This is a genomic window from uncultured Parasphingorhabdus sp. (genome assembly GCF_963975555.1).
GTDB lineage: Bacteria > Pseudomonadota > Alphaproteobacteria > Sphingomonadales > Sphingomonadaceae > Parasphingorhabdus.
In genome coordinates this window covers 137,281-158,440 of sequence record NZ_CAXBHH010000002.1, presented here as the reverse complement: position 1 = coordinate 158,440, position 21,160 = coordinate 137,281, and the positions used below count along the sequence as shown (strand labels likewise).

General features: G+C 56.1%; 19 protein-coding genes. 8 read left to right on the top strand and 11 right to left on the bottom strand.

Annotation, left to right across the window (positions count from 1 at the left end; genetic code table 11):
• The first annotated feature begins 1 nt into the window (after nt 1).
• Nucleotides 2-487, top strand: coding sequence for a GAF domain-containing protein (locus AAC060_RS06140; protein WP_339824077.1), 486 nt, complete (start codon nt 2-4; stop codon nt 485-487).
• A 161-nt stretch (nt 488-648) separates the two neighbouring features.
• Nucleotides 649-2,001 (top strand): RcnB family protein, encoded by a 1,353-nt coding sequence (locus AAC060_RS06135; protein WP_339824076.1) that lies wholly within the window; start codon nt 649-651, stop codon nt 1,999-2,001.
• A gap of 93 nt (nt 2,002-2,094) precedes the next feature.
• On the opposite strand, the gene AAC060_RS06130 is transcribed toward AAC060_RS06135, so the two are convergent.
• The 4 genes from AAC060_RS06130 to AAC060_RS06115 form a co-directional block, all read right to left on the bottom strand.
• Nucleotides 2,095-2,847 carry an arginyltransferase gene (locus AAC060_RS06130; protein WP_339824075.1) on the bottom strand — a complete coding sequence of 251 codons (753 nt, stop codon included), beginning with the start codon at nt 2,845-2,847 and terminating at the stop codon, nt 2,095-2,097.
• Between the two features lie 161 nt (nt 2,848-3,008).
• Entirely contained in the window at nt 3,009-3,242 is a 234-nt protein-coding gene (locus AAC060_RS06125; RefSeq protein ID WP_339824074.1) for a hypothetical protein, read from the bottom strand.
• Nucleotides 3,243-3,443: 201 nt separating this feature from the next.
• On the bottom strand, nt 3,444-5,114 hold the full coding sequence (locus tag AAC060_RS06120) for an amidohydrolase family protein (RefSeq protein WP_339824073.1): 1,671 nt from the start codon (nt 5,112-5,114) through the stop codon (nt 3,444-3,446).
• Between the two features lie 15 nt (nt 5,115-5,129).
• Nucleotides 5,130-6,002: an NAD(P)-dependent oxidoreductase gene (locus tag AAC060_RS06115; RefSeq protein WP_339824072.1), complete on the bottom strand. Its 873-nt coding sequence runs from the start codon at nt 6,000-6,002 to the stop codon at nt 5,130-5,132.
• Between the two features lie 75 nt (nt 6,003-6,077).
• Between AAC060_RS06115 and AAC060_RS06110 the strand changes: the two genes are divergently transcribed.
• The 3 genes from AAC060_RS06110 to AAC060_RS06100 all read left to right on the top strand — a co-directional run bounded on the left by AAC060_RS06110 (nt 6,078) and on the right by AAC060_RS06100 (nt 11,886).
• Complete coding sequence (locus AAC060_RS06110; RefSeq protein WP_339824071.1) at nt 6,078-7,319, top strand: threonine ammonia-lyase; 1,242 nt, start codon at nt 6,078-6,080, stop codon at nt 7,317-7,319.
• Between the two features lie 311 nt (nt 7,320-7,630).
• Nucleotides 7,631-10,621: a TonB-dependent receptor gene (locus tag AAC060_RS06105; protein ID WP_339824069.1), complete on the top strand. Its 2,991-nt coding sequence runs from the start codon at nt 7,631-7,633 to the stop codon at nt 10,619-10,621.
• A 17-nt stretch (nt 10,622-10,638) separates the two neighbouring features.
• Nucleotides 10,639-11,886 (top strand): M14-type cytosolic carboxypeptidase, encoded by a 1,248-nt coding sequence (locus AAC060_RS06100; protein WP_339824067.1) that lies wholly within the window; start codon nt 10,639-10,641, stop codon nt 11,884-11,886.
• 162 nt (nt 11,887-12,048) lie between these two features.
• On the opposite strand, the gene folP is transcribed toward AAC060_RS06100, so the two are convergent.
• Both folP and AAC060_RS06090 read right to left on the bottom strand, forming a co-directional pair.
• Complete coding sequence (folP, locus tag AAC060_RS06095; protein ID WP_339824065.1) at nt 12,049-13,185, bottom strand: dihydropteroate synthase; 1,137 nt, start codon at nt 13,183-13,185, stop codon at nt 12,049-12,051.
• A 1-nt stretch (nt 13,186) separates the two neighbouring features.
• Nucleotides 13,187-14,338, bottom strand: coding sequence for a DNA methyltransferase (locus tag AAC060_RS06090; protein ID WP_339824063.1), 1,152 nt, complete (start codon nt 14,336-14,338; stop codon nt 13,187-13,189).
• Nucleotides 14,339-14,670: 332 nt separating this feature from the next.
• On the opposite strand from AAC060_RS06090, the gene AAC060_RS06085 reads away from it, so the two are divergent.
• Complete coding sequence (locus AAC060_RS06085; protein WP_339824061.1) at nt 14,671-15,702, top strand: acyl-CoA desaturase; 1,032 nt, start codon at nt 14,671-14,673, stop codon at nt 15,700-15,702.
• Here the strand turns inward: AAC060_RS06085 and AAC060_RS06080 are convergent.
• Genes AAC060_RS06080 through glmM form a run of 5 tightly spaced genes read right to left on the bottom strand, consistent with a single transcriptional unit; the run spans nt 15,699 to nt 18,775 of the window.
• Nucleotides 15,699-16,256, bottom strand: coding sequence for a ribonuclease HII (locus tag AAC060_RS06080; protein ID WP_339824059.1), 558 nt, complete (start codon nt 16,254-16,256; stop codon nt 15,699-15,701). The two genes, AAC060_RS06085 and AAC060_RS06080, sit on opposite strands and share 4 nt — an antisense overlap.
• Entirely contained in the window at nt 16,253-17,026 is a 774-nt protein-coding gene (thiD, locus tag AAC060_RS06075; RefSeq protein WP_339824057.1) for a bifunctional hydroxymethylpyrimidine kinase/phosphomethylpyrimidine kinase, read from the bottom strand. Before thiD ends, AAC060_RS06080 begins: the two co-directional genes overlap by 4 nt.
• Nucleotides 17,023-17,214 (bottom strand): hypothetical protein, encoded by a 192-nt coding sequence (locus AAC060_RS06070; protein ID WP_339824055.1) that lies wholly within the window; start codon nt 17,212-17,214, stop codon nt 17,023-17,025. Before AAC060_RS06070 ends, thiD begins: the two co-directional genes overlap by 4 nt.
• Nucleotides 17,208-17,435 (bottom strand): DUF1272 domain-containing protein, encoded by a 228-nt coding sequence (locus tag AAC060_RS06065; protein WP_339824054.1) that lies wholly within the window; start codon nt 17,433-17,435, stop codon nt 17,208-17,210. Before AAC060_RS06065 ends, AAC060_RS06070 begins: the two co-directional genes overlap by 7 nt.
• Nucleotides 17,435-18,775 (bottom strand): phosphoglucosamine mutase, encoded by a 1,341-nt coding sequence (gene glmM / locus AAC060_RS06060; protein WP_339824052.1) that lies wholly within the window; start codon nt 18,773-18,775, stop codon nt 17,435-17,437. Before glmM ends, AAC060_RS06065 begins: the two co-directional genes overlap by 1 nt.
• Nucleotides 18,776-18,949: 174 nt before the next feature.
• On the opposite strand from glmM, the gene AAC060_RS06055 reads away from it, so the two are divergent.
• Both AAC060_RS06055 and AAC060_RS06050 read left to right on the top strand, forming a co-directional pair.
• Nucleotides 18,950-20,170, top strand: coding sequence for a cation:dicarboxylase symporter family transporter (locus tag AAC060_RS06055; protein WP_339824051.1), 1,221 nt, complete (start codon nt 18,950-18,952; stop codon nt 20,168-20,170).
• Nucleotides 20,167-21,159: an aldo/keto reductase gene (locus AAC060_RS06050; RefSeq protein WP_339824050.1), complete on the top strand. Its 993-nt coding sequence runs from the start codon at nt 20,167-20,169 to the stop codon at nt 21,157-21,159. Before AAC060_RS06055 ends, AAC060_RS06050 begins: the two co-directional genes overlap by 4 nt.
• Nucleotide 21,160: the final 1 nt, after the last annotated feature.

Genomic DNA, 21,160 nt, shown 5'->3' with positions numbered 1-21,160 from the left:
CATGTTCGACATTGCCATTGATAAAAACCAGCCGGTAGCAGAATTTTATGCCGACCTGACATCCTCCGCGTCCGCTGTGGTGAACGGCGAGCCCGATGCGATTGCCAATATGGCCAATGTCGCGGCGCTGATCTGGCAATATATGCCGGACCTCAACTGGGCCGGCTTCTACCGGGTGGTGGATGGAGAGCTGGTGCTCGGTCCGTTTCAGGGCAAGGTCGCCTGCATCAGGATCGCGATCGGATCCGGCGTATGCGGCACCGCCGCCGCGTCCGGCCTTACGCAACGGGTCGCTGATGTCGATGCCTTTCCCGGCCATATTGCCTGCGATGCCGATAGCCGCAGTGAACTGGTCGTACCAATATTGAAAGACGGTGTGGTCATTGCTGTGCTCGACCTCGACAGCCCCCTGCCCGACCGTTTTGGTCCGGCGGATGAGGCCGGAATGGTCAAGCTGATCGGAGCAATTGCTAAGAGTCTTGGTTAAAGCCACGGTAACCAATATGCCCCATTTCGACACACCGGCGTAAATCTACTCTATTTTACAAGCCCCTAATGGCCAAAGCCGCCGAAAAATGGTAAACAACTGTTAACCAGATTTCGGTCGAACACGCTCGGTGCGTGCTCGAAACTAGGGAGTTGTTAACCATGAAGACCCTTTTATTTGCTGGCCTTGCCGGTGTTTTAGCCACGGCACCAGGGTCAGCCCATGCTGCCATCGACTCGCTGTCAGCGGACGCAACGAGGTCCTTGATCGACCTCTCCTTTGCTTCTTCAACGGCGCTGGCGAGACCGGCAGAAGGAACCAGATCCATGCCGCGCAGCAGCAATGCCGGCCAGATGAAAGGTCATCGGCAGGGCGGAAGCTTTGTTCGCCAGGGCCGCGTCGGCTATGGCAACGGCTATCGCAAACCGCTTCGCGGTTTCCGCCTGCCCCGGACCTATATCCAGCCCAGCTATTTCATCGGCAACTTCGGCTATTACGGACTGAGACAGCCAAGTGCCGGCTATGGCTGGTCGCGCTATTATGACGATGCAGTCCTGACCGACCGCTACGGTGTCGTTCAGGATGCCCGCTACAATGTTGACTGGGACCGTTATAACAAAGGCTATGACGACGGCTATCGCGACGGTCGGGCTACTTATGATCCCGGCGTGTTTGCCGGCGACGACCGTGTTTTATCCACCCCGTCCGCCTACAATAGCAACCAGTCGACCTATCAGGGTGACTGGAATGGCGAATATCGCGAAGACGGCAGTTACCAGGGCGAATGGCAAGGCACCTATCGTGATGCCGAGGGCCGGACATATGAAGGCGAATATTCCGGCACCTTCATTGGTGACGCCAACATGGCTCCGCATTGGGGATCACGTGCGGACCGGCGGGACCCAAGCCAGGAACATTATGTTCCTTATCCGGATGACCGAGGTTTTGACAACGAGCGCGCCGAAGAACTCGCCTATCTTGAACAGTGCAAGAAAAGTAGTGGAATTGGCGGAGCCATTGTCGGCGGTGCGATTGGCGCCTTCGCTGGCAACCGGATTGCAGGCCGCGGAAACCGGTTGGGCGGATCTTTGATCGGCGGCGGCGTTGGAGCGGTTGCCGGAGCGGCGATTGATCAGGGAAGCGATCGTTGCCGCAAACTCCTCAAACAACATGGTTATGACCGGCAAGATACCGCGCGCTATCCTGCGCACCCGCCGGTCCACCATCCTCGGCCGCAACCGCCCCAGACCTATCCGACCTATCCCAGCGGCTGGAACGGACAATATGGTCAGGCATATTATTATCCGCAGGCGCAACCGATGGTGACGACAATCATCATCCAGTCCGCACCGGTTACGACCACAACGACGACGACCTACATCGAAGAGGAAGTCGTCTATTCCAAGCCGACCTACAAGAAGCAGTGGAAGCCGGCAGCGAAGAAAGTCTGGAAACCGGCACCAAAAGCTGCGCCGCTGAAGGGATGCCAACAGGCCCGCTGCATGTACGACTGACAGGGTCACATATAGAAAAAAAGCCTGCTGACCTCGTTCGGTCAGCAGGCTTTTTTTTGACTTGGTTTATCGCGAACCATTTCGGTTCGGGGGTTATTGTTTCAGTGGATCGGTTGGGTCATATCTTTGCCAACCTTCCGGACCAAGCCGCTCGATTGGCTGATATCTGACCTTATATTCCATTTGCGGCGAGCCATCGACCCAATAGCCGAGATAGACATAAGGCAATCCGGCTGTCCTGGCGCGCAGGATGTGATCCATGATGATATAATTTCCGAGACCGGCGCGTTCGCCATGCTCTGCGTCGAAGAAGCTGTAAATCATCGACAGGCCATCGCCCTGCTGATCGGTCAGACAGGCGCCGACCAGAGGTCCCTTGCTACCGTCTTCGGTTGGTTCACGATATTCGATCACAAAACTTTTGACCGGCGATTGCTCGACCATGTCGGAATAGTCCATCTCGTCCATTTCGGCCATGCCGCCGCCGGGATGGCGCTTGGCGAGATATTTCTGCAGCAGTTGATATTGTTCGTCTGTTGCCCAGGGTTCGCAAGCTTCGACAACCAGATCCTGATTGCGGCGGATGAGCTTTCTCTGGGTTGCGTTGGGACGAAATTCGTCAGCGACAACCCGAACCGAAACGCACGCCTTGCAATCCAGACAACTCGGCCGATAGGCCACATTCTGGCTCCGGCGGAATCCGATCCGTCCGAGCGCATCGTTCAGCTCGTCAGTATGGGGGCCGTTGAGTTCGGTAAAGACCTTGCGTTCGCTCTTGCCGGGCAAATAGGGGCACGGGCTCGGATTGGTTACAAAAAATCGCGGGAAGCGAACGGGTGCAGTCACATTGCCAGCCTTTTGTTACATTTTCAGAATCGGCATGGACAATATGCAATGCAGGGAACAAAATGAAAAGGTGATTTACCACGTATTTTCATATTGATTCTGACGGACGGAAAAAAAAACGGGGCGAAAATCGCCCCGTTTCAAATTTATTTTGCAAAAGCTCAGGGGCTTGTTGGATCGTCATCATCAGCGATGATGATGATGCCAGCGATAACCGCTGCAGCTGCCAGAACGGCGATCAGGATGCCATTGCTGCCTTCAAGCTTTTCCGAAGACGACGAAGTCGCACCAACGCGCTCAACAGCAGGCGCTGCGCTGTTTGCGGCTTGAGCAGCGACAGGAGCCGTTACCAAAGCTACCGCTGCGATACCCGCAGCCAATTTACCGAAATTCATAATAATGCTCCAATTTAGTCAATTTACAAAGGTTAAAAGACCAAAATTTGGCCCTTCAGTACGCCCCAGTAGTTCAGAAGGGTTTCATTACATCCATCCCTTCCTATGTAAACTACTAGCCCGATTCAAGATTCTGCACAACTGCAAATACCAATCAATTGCTCAAGTAAGCTTGTTTGCAAGGCACTTAGCCTCTCATTTCTATTTTCGAACAAATGCAGGCTTGCCTGCAATCCAGGTCTGGAGAACCCGCATATTGCGAACCTGCGCCGGGGTTGCCAGCAGAATATCCTGATCAATAATAAGGAAATCCGCCCTTTTTCCCACCTCGAGGCTGCCCAGGCGATCCTCGGCAAAAGCGGCGTAAGCCGCTCCGTTTGTATAGGCCTGCCATGCCTGTTCGCGGCTCAGCCGTTCTTCGGGCATCCATCCTCCGAACGGCTGGCCTGTGGCATCTTCCCGCGTCATCGCAGCGCCCAGTCCGGCAAAGGGATCGGATGATTCCACGGGAACATCCGTGCCGAACGCGAGCCTTGCCCCGGAAGCGAGCAAGGACTGCCAGGCATAAGCGCCGTGCAGACGATCCGGGCCGAGCCGCGCCTCCGCCATCAGCCGGTCGGATGTCTGGTGAACAGGTTGCATCGAGGCGATCGTTCCGGAAGCGGCGAAGCGGCTGATGTCGGACGGATCGACTATCTGGGCATGTTCGATCCGCCAGCGCCGGTCTCCCTTATATGTCGCCTGCATTTCCTCGATAGCGGACAGGACTTCGTCATTTCCCTTGTCACCGATGGCGTGCACCGCGATCTGGAAACCATCCATGGCCGCCCTGCTCATCTTGTTTTTCAGCTGCGCCGACGTCAGCATAGCCAACCCGCTCTCCTTGGGCCTGTCGGCGTAAGGCGCTTTGAGCAAGGCGCCGCGCGATCCCAGGGCACCATCCATATAGAGTTTCACGCCGGCCAGCTTGAGATGATCGTCGTATAGCCATGGCGATGGTCCGGGGCCGCCTATGGCGATCATATTATCGATACCCGCAGCATAAGAGACAATCCGGATTTTAAGCTGGCCGGCATCGCCTGCCCGGCGAAAACTCTGCCAGTCCTGCATCGTCGTGCCCATATCCGCAATCGACGTTACCCCGTTGGCGAGCAATATATCCTGCGCCTTGCCCAGCGCCAGATCATTCTCCACCGGCCGGGGAGCGGGAATGGCATTTCCGAACAAATCCATCGCCGTATCGACAAAGATCCCGGTTGGATTGCCGCCGGCCTTCTCGATCGTTCCGCCAGAAGGGGATTTGCTTGAAGCAGAGATGCCCGCCGCTTTCATTGCCGCACCATTGACCCAGGCGGCATGACCATCAACGCGGGATAGGAATACCGGACGGTCGGAGACTGTCGCATCCAGTTCAGCCGCGGTGGGAAAGCGACCCAGTCCCCAGACCTCCTGATTCCAGCCATTGCCGATGATCCATTGCCGGTTCGGATTGTCTGCCGCATATCGCGCGATCTTGGCAAGCGCTTCTTCCAGAGACCTGGTGTCGGACAAATCCAGCGTCAGCGCCCCGAAACCCATCCCCATGACATGGCCATGGGCATCGAAAAAGCCCGGGATCAGGGTCTGGCCCTTGCCGTCAAACTGGAAATCCACGTCGCGCGGACGCTTGTCTTTCCGGTCCAGCAACTGCTTGACCTTGCCTTCATCATCCACGACCATCGCGGCGAAGCGGATGATCTTGCCATCGCTGTCGAGGGTCATGCCGTTGACATTCTCGATCAGACTGTCGGCATGGGCAGCCGCGGGCGCGAGCAAGACCGTACCTGCAATCACACCCAGTGCCGTACTACAATTTTTCAGCCAACCTGCCATATCAACTACCTTAGTCTATTTTCTTTTCGGGAGGCGGGATACCAGCGAACTCGTGTCATTGCGTCCGCCGCCTGCGGCCTGCACTTCCGCGTAAAACTGGTCGACCAGCGCCGCCACCGGGATGGTCGCGCCATTGGTACGCGCTTCCTCGATCGCCAAGCCGAGATCCTTGCGCATCCAGTCGACGGCAAAGCCGAAATCAAATTTGTCCTGCGCCATCGTCGCCCAGCGATTGTCCATCTGCCAGCTCTGCGCCGCACCGCCCGAGATCGCCTCATGGACTTTGTCGAGATCGAGCTGGCTGGCCTGAGCGAAGCGCAGTGCTTCCGACAGTCCTTCGAGAACCCCGGCAATCGCGATCTGGTTACACATTTTTGTCGTCTGTCCGGCACCGGTTCGTCCGACATGGACGATCCGTCCGGCATAAGCCGACATCACCGGTTCGGCTGCGGCAAAGGCTTCCTCGCTGCCGCCGCACATGATCGACAAGGTGCCATTTTCCGCGCCGGCCTGACCACCGGAAACCGGGGCGTCGACGACATGGATGTCCAGGCCTTCGGCTTCGACCGCCAACTGCCGCGCGATCCGCGCGGAAACGGTCGTATGGTCGATGAACAGGGAACCCGATCCCATGGTCGAAAAAGCGCCGTCACGCCCCATCGTAACAGAGGCAAGATCGTCGTCATTGCCGACACAGGTAATTACAATCTGCTTGTCACGGGCCGCTGCCGCCGGGTTCTCGGCCAGAGTTCCGCCATATTGCGCAACCCAGGCTTCGGCCTTGGATCTGGTGCGATTGTAAACGGTGAGCTCATGCCCCGCTTTGGCCAGATGACCCGCTATGGGACCGCCCATCACGCCCATCCCGATAAATCCGATATTTGCCATAAATCTCCCTAACCTTTGGTACGGCCATAATCATTGTTTCCCTCGATGGCCAGATGCGTTAGGGGCACAGGCGATATGAATGATATGCAGAAATCCGCCCTTCCCTCCTTCGATTTCGAGGACGTGAAAGCGGCGCACGACCGGATCAAGGGCCGCGTCGTTCACACCCCGACGCTGAAAAGCATCACCCTGTCAGAGCTGAGCGGCGCCGAAGTCTTTCTCAAATTCGAGAATCTTCAGTTTACCGCAGCCTATAAGGAACGCGGTGCGCTCAATGCGCTGCTGCTGATGGACGAAAGCAAGCGCAAGGCTGGCGTGATCGCGGCATCGGCCGGCAACCATGCTCAGGGCCTTGCCTATAACGCGAAAAATTTGGGCATCCCGGCGACAATCGTCATGCCCAGCACGACACCGATGGTGAAGGTCGAACAGACCCGCGGCCATGGTGCCGAGATCGTCATCTTCGGCAGCAATTATGATGAAGCTTATGCTCATGCCATGCTGCTCTCCGATCAACGCGGCCTCACCTACATCCACGCCTTTGATGACCCGCATGTCGCAGCCGGTCAGGGAACCGTGGCGATCGAAATGCTCGAAGCCATTCCCGATCTGGACCGGCTGATCATTCCCATCGGCGGCGGCGGATTATTTTCCGGCATGGCAACCGCAGCATCTGCGATCAACCCGGACATCAAGATGACCGGCGTGCAGGCAGCGCTTTATCCCAGCATGTACGCAAAATTGAACGGAAAAACCCTGACGGCCGGAGGCGATACGCTGGCAGAAGGCATTGCCGTGCGCAATCCATCCGAATTTACCGCCGGGATCATCAAGAAATATGTCGACGAGATTTTGCTGGTCAGCGAAGCCGAACTGGAAGGCGCTGTCAGCCTGCTGCTGCAGATCGAAAAGACAGTCGTTGAAGGCGCCGGTGCTGCCGGCCTTGCCGCGTTGCTGAGCAACAAGGAAAAATTCAAGGGCGAGAAAGTCGGCCTCGTGCTGTGCGGCGGTAATATCGATACCCGCCTGCTGGCCAACGTCCTTCTCCGCGATCTCGCTCGCTCGGGCCGCCTCGCGCGGCTACGCCTGCATCTTCGCGACCAGCCCGGCGCGCTTTACAATGTCGTGAAGCAATTTGCCGAGCATGAAGTCAATATCATCGAAGTCTATCACCAGCGGGTTTTCACCAACCTGCCGGCCAAAGGCCTGATCACGGATATCGAATGCGAAGCAAAAGACCGCGAACAGCTGGAAGGCCTGATCGCCGACCTCAACAAGTCCGGCTATGACGTCCGGCAGGTTGAACTGGCCGATTGAGCCCAATGTCTGCTTTGGGGGCGAAAGACGATAGCAATTGGCCCCATTGTGGTCGTTCGGGGATCAAATAGTAACACTCATGAGCTGATGTCAGGCGTGAAGCTCCTGTGTAACATTAATGTCGCATTAATGAACAATTTTACGATCTCGATCCGAATCTCGATTGACCACTACCGAAAACAAGCGCCCTAGATTGCTAGCTGACCGAAATGTTGCACGGGGACAATGCGCAAATTGGCAGCCACCATTTTAAAATTTGAATATTATTTCGTTCTGCTTGTTTTCTGTTTTTCTACACGGGGGGTTAAGTTATGTCTGGAATCCGTAATGTCTGCGCGCTTTTGCTCGGGACAACGGCGCTGATCAGCGCCGATAGTGCATTCGCTCAAACGGCCGAAAACTCGGCTGAAGATAAAAGTGTCATCGTTGTAACAGGTAGCCAGATCAAAGGCGCAAAAATTGACGATATTCTTCCGGTTACAGTACTGACGGAAGAACAGATCGAGGCAACCGGTGCCACTACCGGTGACGAACTTTTCCGATCAATTCCGCAAATCGGCGCAACTGCTTTTAACGACCAGAACACGGTCGGTAGCGCAAACGCAGCACGCGGCGATGTGGCTTCGATCAATCTGCGCGATCTTGGAACCGGCAATACTCTGCTACTTATAAACGGTCGACGCATGGTGCTAAACCCGGGCTTCCAGACCGAATTGCTTGTGCCGGTCGTTTCACCCAACACCAACACCATTCCACCCGGCGCCGTCCGCCGCGTAGAAGTGTTGCGCGATGGTGCTTCGCCAATTTATGGCGCGGATGCTGTCGCCGGGGTTATCGATACCCAGTTGAAAGGAAATATGAAAGGTGGCTTCTTGCAGGGGCGATATGATTTCTCCGATAGTACCTCGCAGTTTGAGTATAATATTTTCGGCGGCGTAGGCTTTGACTTCAACGAAGGCAAAACGAACCTGACGCTGTATGGCAGTTATTTCCACGGCAATGGCATCCTCGCGACCGAACAGGATTTTTCGTCAACCGACAATTTCCAGCGCTTCTTTGAAGGCACGAGTTTTGAAGGTGATTCCCAGCTCGACAACCGCAGCACGATTACGCCTTGGGGTCGCTTCAAGGCGAGCCGAAGTGTCAACCTGGTTGGCGATGATGATTTCCACATCCAGCCTTCAGCCAATACCGGTTGCAATATCCAGCTCAGTCAAAATCCTGGATATTGTATCGATAACGGCAGCACCACCAGTGCTATAACGAGTGATCTGCGCTATGATACGGCGCCGGTATCCAACCTTTATTCGGAACGCGATCGCTATAATGCCTACGCCTTGTTCAATCACGAATTTGATAATGGCATGGAGTTTTATGCTGAAGGATCCTATTATTATTCGAAGCTGAACCGGACTATCGAACAATCGGCTCCGCTAGGCGCTGCGCCGGTAACTGTTTCACAAACCGCCTATTACAATCCGTTTGGTGCAGCGGATCCTACTAATCCTTACCGCGTGACGGGTACGAATGTTCCCGCTGCAGGTCTGACTGTGCAGATTGTCGGATATCGGCCCATTGATGCGGGCCCGCGCGAAATTGAGGTCACCGGTGACAGCTGGCGGCTGCTTGGCGGATTGCGTGGCGAAATTGGTGAATGGGATTTCGATAGTGCGATCCTCTATACGCAGGCCAACACGACCGACCGCGCCACACGCATTTCACAAACCCTCTATCAGGCGGCGATTAACCGGACCGATGCATCAGCCTATAACCCGTTTAGCGGGGGTAGCCTGACCAACTCGAATACCGAAGGTAGCGGATTCAACAATCAGGCAACGATCGATAGCTTTCTCGTGGACGTTTTCCGCAAAGGAGAAACCACGCTTGCCCTAGCCGACTTCAAGATCTCTCGGAATGACCTGTTCCAGCTTCCCGGTGGAGATTTGGGTATCGCACTAGGCGTCGAGGCCCGCCGCGAGACGTTTCTCGACGACCGTGATCCGCGCGCCGACGGAACGATTACCTTTACGGACACCGTTTCTGGCCTCTTCGATACCAGCGACATCTTGGGTACCAGCCCAAGTCCTGACACGTCAGGTAACCGGGAGGTGTATTCGGCCTTTGCCGAGGTGTTCGTGCCATTGGTCAGCGAAGACATGGATATCCCGCTGATCCGCAAGTTTGACGTGCAGTTTGCCGGCCGGTTCGAGAGTTTCTCCGATGTGGGAAGCACGTTTGTTCCGCGCATCGCGGCTTCGTGGAGCTTGAACGAGGCGTTTACGTTTCGGGGTGCCTGGTCCAAGGGATTCCGCGCGCCTAACCTTGCCCAGGTTAACGATGTCGGAACAACGCGTAGTAATACAACAGACGATTTCGTCCGTTGTTTGCCACGTGTGGAAAGAGGCGAGGCTGGCATTAACAACGTCGATGACTGTGCCGGATCCAGCGTTTCCAGTCTGCGTACTGGCACCAACGAGCTAAACCCCGAACACACCAAAAGCATCAATGCCGGCATCATTCTTTCGCCGCCGGAGCTGCCCGGCTTTACCTTCACCGTAGACTATTGGCGGATCAAGCAAACAGGCCTGGTGGGAACGTTTGGCTTCCAGAACCAGGTCGCGCTCGATCTGCTGCTGCGCACACAGGGCAGCTTCAACCCCAATGTGCTGCGCGGTCCGGTCGATGCCGATACCATCGCACTGTTTGCGGGTTCAAGCCTTGCCGGCGATCCAGCGGGCCCGATCACATTCATACTTGATCCTTATCTGAATCTGGATAGCCGCACTTCGACGGGTATTGACTTTGGTGCTTATTACGACATCGGCGCCACCCCGATCGGAGACTTCAACATCCGCTTCAACGCGGCTCGTTTGAGGTCATTCTTCCAGGTACCAAGCACCGACGGCCAAGCTCTGCTCGAGGCAAATTTCCCGGTCGAAGGTCTGGGCGAATTGCTCCTGGTTGATGGCCGCCCCAAATGGCGATTCAGCACTTCGGTGAACTGGGATATCGGTGACTTCGATATCAACCTGTTCGGCAAATATACCGGCAAATTCCTCGATCCAAGCACAACCAATGTCGCAGGCGATTCCTTGCCGGTCCGTTCGTGGTTTGTCGTGAATGTGTCGGGTGGCTATACCTTTAAAGGTAAAGGTGCACTGAACGATACGCGCATCCGCATCGGCGCGAACAATTTGTTCGACCGCGATCCACCAATTGCTGACGAAAGCTATGGCTATTACGGCGCCGAGCATAGCGGCAAGGGTCGCACGCTCTTCGCGGAAATTCGTAAAAAGTTCTGATCCTGGTTGGCGGGGCTATGGATCATTCCAGCTCCGCCACCACCAAATCCTGCCACGGTGCGAATATGACCAGATATTATCTTTCCGCGTTGCCCCTTGCTCTTGTTCTCAGCGGCTGCGCAGATAGCGTTGACGTTGCATCTTCTGTAGCGGCTTCCGGTCTCTGCGAAACTCCAGATGTAGTTCTCGATACCGATTTTCCGAGCGGCAACATAGCGTCCTGCAAGTCGGTGAACCAAACCGGTCTCGCCATAAAGATTGAGCCGGAAGACGAACCACCGATCAACTGCAGCGCCTGGTATGCGTTTCGTTTGACGCCGCGCAAATCAGGGACGGTGCAGGTCAATCTCTCCTATGAGCATTGCGGTCATCGCTATTGGCCCAAGACCAGTACCGATGGCCTGAACTGGACACGTCTGTCGCCAGACTCCATTACCGTAGAAGACATTGACGGGGTCGCGCAGGCAAGAATGACAATCACTCTGGGCGACAAGCCGATGTTCGTTGCGGGTCAGGAGATTATCTCGTCATCGGATTATGCTGCATGGGTCGAGCAGGCATCGCAATCGCCATTGGTTGAACAGTTCCTGCTCGGGAAATCTGCCGAAGGCAAAGATATTCCGGCGATGTCGATCACAGCAACCGGAAGCAAACCGCGTGAACAGATAGTCTTGATCGGTCGGCAACATCCCCCTGAAATAACTAGCGCGCTGGTGATGATGCCGTTCGTTGAAACCCTCCTGTCCGACGATCCGCTCGCCAGGCGATTTCGTGCGCGGTTTGAAACTATAGTCGTTCCGGTATTAAATCCCGACGGCGTCGATCACGGCTATTGGCGGCATAACACTGGCGGCACCGACCTGAACCGCGACTGGGGACCATTTGCGCAACCCGAAACGCGATTAATGGACAAGTTGCTCGGAGACATAGAAACAGCACCGGATAAGCAGCTTCGTCTGTTCGTTGATTTTCATTCCACCCAGAATGATGTGTTTTATACCATCCCGGATGACTACCCCACTAATCCGCCCTTGTTCCTGAAAAAATGGCTCGATCTGTTGCAAGCCAAAATGCCGGACTATACCGTAAACCGCGATGCTAATCACAATCTCGGACAGGCTAATTCAAAAAACTATGTGCATAAAAAATACGGCGTACCGACACTCACCTTCGAAATCGGGGATGAGACGAACCGTATTCTGATAGCAAAGTTAGGCACGGAGGCAGCTCGAGCAATGATGGAGACCTTGCTAGCCGACAATTAGGACGGGTTAGCGTCCGAAGCCAATCACATATCAGAACGCCACTATGGCAGTTTGAAAAATCAATGCCCTCTTTGTGAAGCGGACGGGCAGAAAACCACCCAATCCCGGCCATCCCACAAACCCATGACCGCCGTCCGCTTTCCAGATATCGCGGAGTCCGGTCTAAACCGGCGCAGTAACCCCGGCGTCGCGCATGCCGCGCCAGACTTGCAGGGCCTGAACCGTTTCCGGCACATCATGCACCCGGACGATTTGCGCACCCTGCTGTATCGCGTGGTGGGCGAAAGCGATTGAACCGCCGAGGCGTTGATCGACCGGTGCTTCCTTTGACAGAGCGCCGATCATCCGTTTGCGACTGGCACCGATCAACAAGGGCTGGCCGAGCGCGTGAAACATTGCGATATTGTTCATCAGGGCGAGATTGTCGGCCAGCGACTTGCCGAAACCCAGGCCCGGATCGATTATGATCTTGTCGCGCTCGAAACCTGCCGCGACGACATCGGCGACCCTTTGTTCGAGCCAATCGAGCGTATCGGTGACAATATTGCCATAACCATCGCTTTTATGAGGGTTTTTGCCGCTTGACGGCGCGTGCATGAGCACAACCGGACGACCGGAAACACCGGCGACTTCAAGCGATCGTTTGTCGTGCAACAGGGCCGAAACGTCGTTGATCAAATGCGCACCCGCCGCAATCGCCACTTCCATCACCGCTGCCTTGCGCGTGTCGATCGATATCACGGCGCCGCAATGGGCCAGCCTCTCGATCACCGGCACCACGCGTTTGATCTCGTCGCCTTCCCATACCGGGTTCGCGCCGGGCCGGGTGCTTTCCCCGCCAATATCGAGGATAGACGCGCCGGCAACCGCCATCGCCAGGCCCGCTTCGGCCGCCTTTTCGGGATCGTCCTGAAGCTTGCCACCATCGGAAAAACTGTCGGGCGTGATATTCAATATGCCCATCACGTGCGGCTGGTCGAACCGGATGATGCGCTCTCCGCATTGCAGCGGTTCGTGATGCCGGATCAGATTGGCAAATTGCCCCGCCGCCCGCTCGGCCAGCGGCTCGGAAAGAGTTTTTGACCATTCCGGCCACTGGGTGACATTTACGAGCCCCCGGAGGTTCGACTTTCCGGCCTCAACAATCAGATATTCTATCTGAGAAAACCACGTTAAACTATTGTTTAAACGTCGATTTTTACCATCATGCCATTGCGGACTGTCAACCAGTCCAACAGGCTTCAGATAGAGTCTGGCATCCGCTCCACATGCTTCCAAATCTTCCAATGGCGCGCCCATATCAGGGTTCGGTCGCCAGCAAATAGGTCTGGCGCAGATTGTCGATCGGCTTCAGCGTCTTGCCGTCATCATAATACCAGTAGGTCCATCCGTTGCAGCTCGGCGCATCCTGTACGGTGGCTCCGATTTTGTGGATCGAGCCCTCCTGTCCATCCCAGAGCACCGAGCCATCGGCCCGCACTTTGACCTTGAACTTGCGGTTCTTACTACACAATTCGTCACCGGGCTTCAGATAGCCGGTTTCGACCAGAGTACCGAAAGCAACCCGTGGCTTGGATTTGGGCGACTGCATGGTCTTGAGCGAGCTTTCATCGAGCGGCAAAGCTTCAGCGATCCGCTGTTCAGCGACTTCGCAATAGCTGTCCTCTTTCTCGCAACCGATCCATTCGCGGCCCAGTCGTTTCGCAACCGCGCCGGTCGTGCCGGTGCCGAAAAACGGGTCGAGCACAACATCACCGGGATTGGTCGTCGCCAGCATGATACGGTAAAGCAATGCTTCCGGCTTTTGCGTCGGATGCGCCTTGCTGCCGTTGCGTTTCAGCCGTTCCTGGCCGCCGCAAATCGGCATGACCCAGTCGCTGCGCATCTGCAATTCGTCGTTGAGATTTTTCATCGCCCGATAGTTGAACGTATATTTCGCCTTTTCCGACTTCGATGCCCAGATCAGGGTCTCGTGCGCGTTGGTGAAGCGCGTTCCCTTGAAATTCGGCATCGGATTGGCCTTGCGCCAGATGATGTCGTTGAGGATCCAGTAGCCCAGATCCTGCAATGTAGCGCCGACCCGGAAAATATTATGATAGCTGCCGATAACCCAGAGGGAGCCGTCTGGCTTGAGAATGCGGCGTGCTTCCGCGAGCCAGGCCTTGGTGAAGGCATCATAGGCGGCAAAGCTGTCAAAATGGTCCCAGGCATCATCCACGGCATCCACCTGCCCGCCTTCGGGACGGAAGAGATCGCCGCCCAGTTGCAAATTATAGGGAGGATCAGCAAACACCATATCGACCGATGCATCAGGCAGTGACGCCATGGCTTCGATGCAATCCATTTTCAATATCTGCCCCAGTGGCAGATCGACAGCCTTTTTTGCGGTGCTTGGTGCAGCGCGTGGTGCGGTGCGTGTTTTGGGCGCGTGAATGCGCTCGATAATCCCCATGAAACTCTATTCCTTTTTCCAACAGCGCTAACGGTGAGTCCGAAATGGCCGGCGGTCAAGGCCGTTAACATAGGTTAAAGGCGTATCTTTATGGTTAACGCGACTCGGCGAAAAAGAACGAAACGAGTCCGTCACCAGATATGGAGTCAATGCCGGAGAGCCAGACTCAATCCCTAGTGGTGTGACGGAAAAGACTCTGTCGGAAAAATATATTTGATTTTTTTCGCGAAATTGCCCGAATTCAAATTTGATTCCCAAAAAGGAGCGTTCCGGCTATATGCTGAATCAACAGACTAGCTCCACAGTCTAGCATTACGGGGGTCGGAAAACAGATGGCGCGCAATTTTCGCGATAAATATCAGCAAGAAAACGGCATTTCTCAGCATAGCGATGAACCCCGCCCGCATCCCGGCGTCATAGTCGGCGGCGAAGCCGGGCGCGAAAAGCGCCGGGAATATGCGATTGTTTTCGGATCGAAGATTTTCGGATCGATCGCTGCGGTCTGGTATATGCTCACCTATGACACCGGCTGGGTCGAATGGTCGGCATTCATTGCCGGATATATCATATTGATGCTTGGCATCGTGCTCGGCTTTCACCGCTATTATTCGCACAAGGCGTTCGAGACATCGGTGCCGATGCAATATATACTCGGCGCAATGGCGCAAATGTCGATCCAGTCTTCGGTATTGCGCTGGGCCACCGACCACCGGCGTCACCACGCTCACAGCGATGAAATCGGCGACGTGCACAGCCCTTGGCTTGATGGCCGCGGGCGCAAGACCAGCCGGTTGAAGGGCATGTTCCACTCACATTTCGGCTGGTTCATGGACGATTGCGTCACCGACACCAGCATTTATGGCAAGGGACTTGCCGACAATGATGTCGTGCTCTGGCTGCACAAGACCCGCTGGTACTGGCTGATATTCTCGCTGATCATCTTTCCCGGCATCTGGGGCCTTGCCTTCGGCGGCTGGGACCATGTCATCAGCACGATCCTGATAGGCGGCTATTTCCGGACATTTGTCGTTCTGCAGATCACCCTCGGCATTTCCAGCTACGCCCATGTTGTCGGATCACAGCGTCACACCAAAGGCGTCGGCACATCCAGAAACAGCTTCCTTTTCTCGCTGCTGACCTTTGGCGAAGGCTGGCACAACAACCACCACAAACATCCGCGCGCCAGCTTTCAGGGCATGGCATGGTGGGAGATCGACATCGCTGGCTATGTCCTGCTGCTGCTGGAGAAAATGGGTCTGGTCTGGAACGTGACCCGCCAGCCCAAATATATCAAAAGCGAGAGCGGCGAATGGGTATTGGCAGAACGCAAGATCGCGCCGAAGCCGGCAGAGGTGGAAGCCTAAAGCATCTCCATCTGGGACACCGGAGCAAAGCTTCTCCGGTGTAGCGGCGTAGGCCCATATTGCCTGAGCGCCGCCAGATGCTCCGCCGTGCCATAGCCCTTGTTCCGTTCCCAGCCATATTGCGGATATTCTTCGGCGGCGGCGATCATCAATCGGTCACGAAATTCTTTCGCAAGGATCGAGGCTGCGGAAATGCACGGATGGATAGCGTCCCCGCCGATCACCGATTCGGCTGAATAGCTCCACTTGGGCAAGCGGTTGCCATCGACCAGCACATGACGGGGCACATCATTCAGGCCGTCCACCGCCCGGGTCATCGCCAGCATGGTCGCCTGGAGGATGTTGATATCGTCAATCTCGATCTCGGAACATTGCGCTACCGAAAAACGGGCGCAATCGAGAATTTCCAGTTCCAGTCGAGCGCGTTTTTTGGCGGTCAGCTTCTTGCTGTCGTCGAGTCCGATGATGTTATGGTCATCGGGCAGGATTACCGCAGCGGCCACGACCGGGCCAGCGAGCGGGCCCCTGCCCACTTCATCCACACCTGCGATCATCGATCATCGTCCTGAAAGTCGGTAACAAATTGATGGCCGAGCGGACCGCTGCCTTGGCCAAGCCCCGGTGCTTCCAATATCGCGATCCGCGTGAAAGATATCGCCTGCTCAAAAGCCGCTTCAAGCGCCATTCCACTGCCCAGTCCGCAAGCCAGTGCGCTGGCAAAGGTGCAGCCGGTGCCATGGGTTTCACTGGTATCGAGCCTCTTGCCCTCGATCCGTCTGATCAGGCCGCCCGGCGCATATAGTTCATCGACAACGACATCCCCCTCGCCATGACCGCCCTTGACGACAAGATGGCAGCCATGCCCCAGAACCTCGTCCTTGCCACCCAGTGCCGCCAGCTCGGGCAAATTCGGCGTGACCACAGAGGCAATGTCCATCAGTTCGCCAAAGGCGGCGATCGTGTCGGCATCGGCCAATGTACTGCCACTTGTCGCGACCATCACCGGATCGAAGACGACTGCGATGCTGAGCTTGTCGAGATATTGCGCCACCGCCCGCGCCGCTTCGGCGCTGCCGATCATGCCGATCTTGACCGCATCAACGCCGATGTCAGTGACCACCGATTCAATCTGCTCCACTATCATTGCAGTGGGTATTGGATGAACCGATTGAACACCCATAGTATTTTGTGCGGTGATCGCGGTAATCGCCGTCATCGCGTGGCCGCCCAGCATGGTGATCGTCTTGATATCCGCCTGTATGCCAGCGCCGCCGCCGCTATCGGAACCGGCGATCGACAATATCCGCGGGCATTTTCCGGTCACAGAAACAGCGGCCCGACCTGAACGATCAGGAACCATTCGAGCGCCGCGGCAATCAGGAGGATCAATATCCAGAACCGCCGGAAAAAACCGCGTGCAAAAAAGAACAGGACCAGCGTCACCAGCACCGGCAGGATCAGACCGATGACCACAATGGTTCTGGCATCCATCGCATCGAGAAAACTCAACATCTATATTTCCGTTCGGTAAAGGCAGGGTATTTTGCCAGCAGTTCCGCTGAACGGGTCGGCCGGGTTTTCAATATACCACCGCAATTGGGGCAGATATCGTGGAGCTTGTCGCTGTTACAGCTCTCACAAAAAGTGCATTCGAAACTGCAGATCAGCGCACCGGCTTGCTCGGCGGGCAAATCCTTGCCACAGCTTTCACAATCGGGACGCATCGCCAGCATCAGCGAGCCACTTCCTCGACAACGGCGCAAATCCGGTCGACGACAGCGTGGACCTGAACTTCGTCATCACCCTCTGCCATCACCCTTATCAGCGGTTCGGTTCCCGATTTCCGGATCAGAAGGCGACCGGAGCCTTCCAGTTCCTTTTCCGCTTCCGCGATCACAGCCTTGACCTTCTCGTTTTCGAGCGGCTGGCCGCTACTATAGCGGACATTCTTGAGCAGTTGCGGAACCGGATCAAACAGGTGCAGCAGTTCGCTGGCGGGATTGCCGCTTTCGACCAGCTGCCCCAATACCTGCAAGGCCGCAACCGTACCATCGCCGGTGGTGCCGTGGTCCAGCAGGATCATATGGCCGGACTGCTCGCCGCCAACATTATAACCGCCCTTTTTCATCTCTTCGAGAACATAGCGGTCACCGACATTCGCCCGCACCAGATCGAGATGCTGGGATTTCAGAAACCGCTCGAGGCCTAGATTGGACATCACCGTCGCGACGATGCCGTCACCGCGCAGCAAGCCGTCGCGGCTCCAGCTAGACCCGATCAATGCCATAAGCTGATCACCGTCAACGACCTGCCCTTTTTCATCGACAACGATCAGACGATCGGCGTCTCCATCCAGTGCAATGCCGATATGAGCGCCGGAAGAGACCACCCTTTCCTGCAAAATCGCAAGGTCGGTGGAACCGCATTTGTCATTTATATTCAAACCATTGGGACTGATCCCTAAGGTGACAACCTCGGCCCCCAATTCCCAGAATGCAGACGGTGCCACCTGATAAGCGGCGCCATTGGCGCAGTCGCAAACGATTTTCAGGCCATCCAGTCTGATATCGTCCGGCAGCGACATCTTGACGGCATGGATATAACGGCCGCGGGCATCTTCAAATCGTTTTGCGCGGCCAATATCCGCCGGCTCCGCCAATTTCGTTTCTTCCTCAAGATAGGCTTCGATTGTCAGTTCGTCTTCATCCGACAGCTTGAACCCGTCGGGACCGAATAATTTTATACCATTGTCATAATAGGGGTTGTGGCTGGCCGATATCATCACCCCGAGATCGGCGCGCATCGACCTTGTAAGCAAGGCAACTGCAGGCGTTGGCATAGGACCAACCTGCACGACATCCATGCCGACACTGGTAAAACCGGCAACCAGCGCATTTTCCATCATATAGCCCGAAAGCCTGGTATCCTTGCCGATTACAACGCGATGCTTGTGATCTCCGCGCAGAAAATGCCGTCCGGCGGCCTGCCCGACTTTCATGGCAATTTCCGCGGTCATCGGGTGCTTGTTGGTCAGACCGCGAATGCCGTCGGTACCGAAAAATTTCTTGGTCATATCAACTTACATCCCAAAATGGACAGCCCCCTGTTCCGCATGTCTCTAGCCCATCGAACCGCCGGAAACCAAGAAGGAATGAATTCAATCCCAAAATTTACACATAATCATCCCTTGCCAGAAGCTGGCCGTCATGGTTGATGGTCCATTCGAACATCGCAGAGGACCGGGATATTGAAAAAAGCACTAATCATATTGCTTGCTCTGGTTCTCGGCATTTTGGTCGGGCTATTTGTCGGCACCAGAAACGCGTTGCTCGTCGAAGCGGCTGATGTGATCGGCAACATGTGGCTCAACGCCTTGCGCATGACCGTCATCCCGCTTGTATTCACCCTGCTGATCGTCGGCATCGGCAAGGCAGCCTCCATGGCCCGTGCCGGACGGATGACCGCTCGCGCCATATTGTTCATGATTTTCATCCTCTGGTGCTCTTCGGCCATGGCCGCTTTCGTGACGCCCGCTTTGCTCGAGCTGTTCCCGCTGGACGGGGACGCAGCAGCAGCGTTGCGGTCTGCACTGGGAAGTGCAGCGCCACCGGGCGAGGTGCCTCCGTTCAGCGAATTCCTCCGCGCGCTTATTCCGACCAATGCCATTGCCTCTGCTGCAGAAGATGCGGTGCTGCCGTTGATGGTTTTCGCCCTGGCATTTGCCTTTGCGATCACCCGCCTGCCCGACGCGCAAAGAATGATGCTCGACCAGTTTTTCAATGCCGTTGCCGACGCGCTGCTAATCCTGATCCAATGGGTGTTGGCACTGGCACCGCTGGGTGTTTTCGCTCTGGCGCTTGGCGTTGGTGCCAACGCAGGACTGGCGGCCTTTGGCGCCTTGCTCCACTATGTCCTGATCGTCAGCAGCATCGGCGCGGTGGTCTGGGTGTTCAGCTATGTGCTCACTTATATCGGCGGCAAGCGCGGCCCCATTGCATTTTTCAAGGCATCGGCAAGAGCTCAGGCGGTAGCGATTTCCACGCAAAGCTCGCTCGCGTCCTTGCCTGCCATGGTCAATGGCGTCAAAGCCATGGGCGTCGGTGAACGCTCGGCCGATGTTGTACTACCGATCGCGGTCGCCTTGTTCCGCGCGACCGGCCCTTGCATGAACCTCGCAGTTGCCATTTACGTTGCCCATCTGATGGGAATTCAACTGTCAGTCGGCGCTTTGGCCATCGGAGTGGTCGTGGCAGCGATTACCACCATGGGAGCGGTCAGCCTGCCCGGCTCGATCAGCTTCATCACGTCAATCGCGCCAATCTGCATCGCCATGGGCGTCCCGATCGAACCACTGGTGCTGCTTTTGGCAATAGAGACCTTTCCTGATATCATGCGGACGGTTGCCAATGTCAGCACGAATATGGCCGTGACGGCGACAATCGCCAGAAGCGAAGGAGATATGACATGAAATATCGTAAACTCGGACCCGAACTGGAAGTCTCCGCGCTGGGTCTCGGCTGTATGCCGATGGCCGGAATTGGCACAGCCATGTACGGCATGGCCAGCAGGGCCGAAAGCCTCGCGACTATCGACCGGGCGATCGAACTGGGTGTTACCTTTTTCGATACGGCCGAAGTCTATGGCCCTCATGTCAATGAAGAATTGCTGGGACAGGCGATCCGCGGACGCCGCGAGCGACTGGTCATCGCGACCAAATTCGGCTTCGCTTTCAAGGATGGTCAGGTGACCGGCGTCGATTCCAGCCCGGCCAATGTTCGCCGGGCCTGCGAGGGATCTTTGCTCCGGCTGGGCATCGATACGATCGACCTGTTCTACCAGCATCGCGTCGATCCCAGTGTCCCGATCGAGGAAACGGTCGGCGCGATGGCTGAACTGGTGACAGAAGGCAAGGTCCGCTATCTAGGCCTGTCGGAAGCCGGAGCCGAAACGTTGAAAAAGGCGCACGCAACCCACCCGATTGCCGCCTTGCAGTCCGAATATTCCCTGTGGGAGCGCGGTATCGAGGAAGATATCCTGCCGGTCTGTCAGGACCTCGGCATCGGTTTTGTTCCTTACAGCCCGCTGGGCCGGGGTTTTCTGACCGGCCAGATCAGCAGCCGGGACGATCTGCCGGAAGATGATTACCGCCGCAATGACCCCCGCTATTCGGAAGAGAATTTCGCTCTGAATATGAAACTGGTCGACGTGGTAAAAATCGTAGCCGAACGGCATCACTGCTCGCCGGCACAAATTGCCCTCGCTTGGCTCATGGCCCAGGGTGACTTTATCGTGCCTATTCCCGGCTCGAAAAGACGGGCCACTCTGGAAGACAGCATGGCCGCCGTCGACATCGAACTGAACGAAGCAGATCTCGACGAGCTGGAAACCGCAGCGCCCGTTGGGGGCACCGCAGGTCTCCGCTATGGCGACCGGATGATGTCGATGGTGCGCCTCTAGC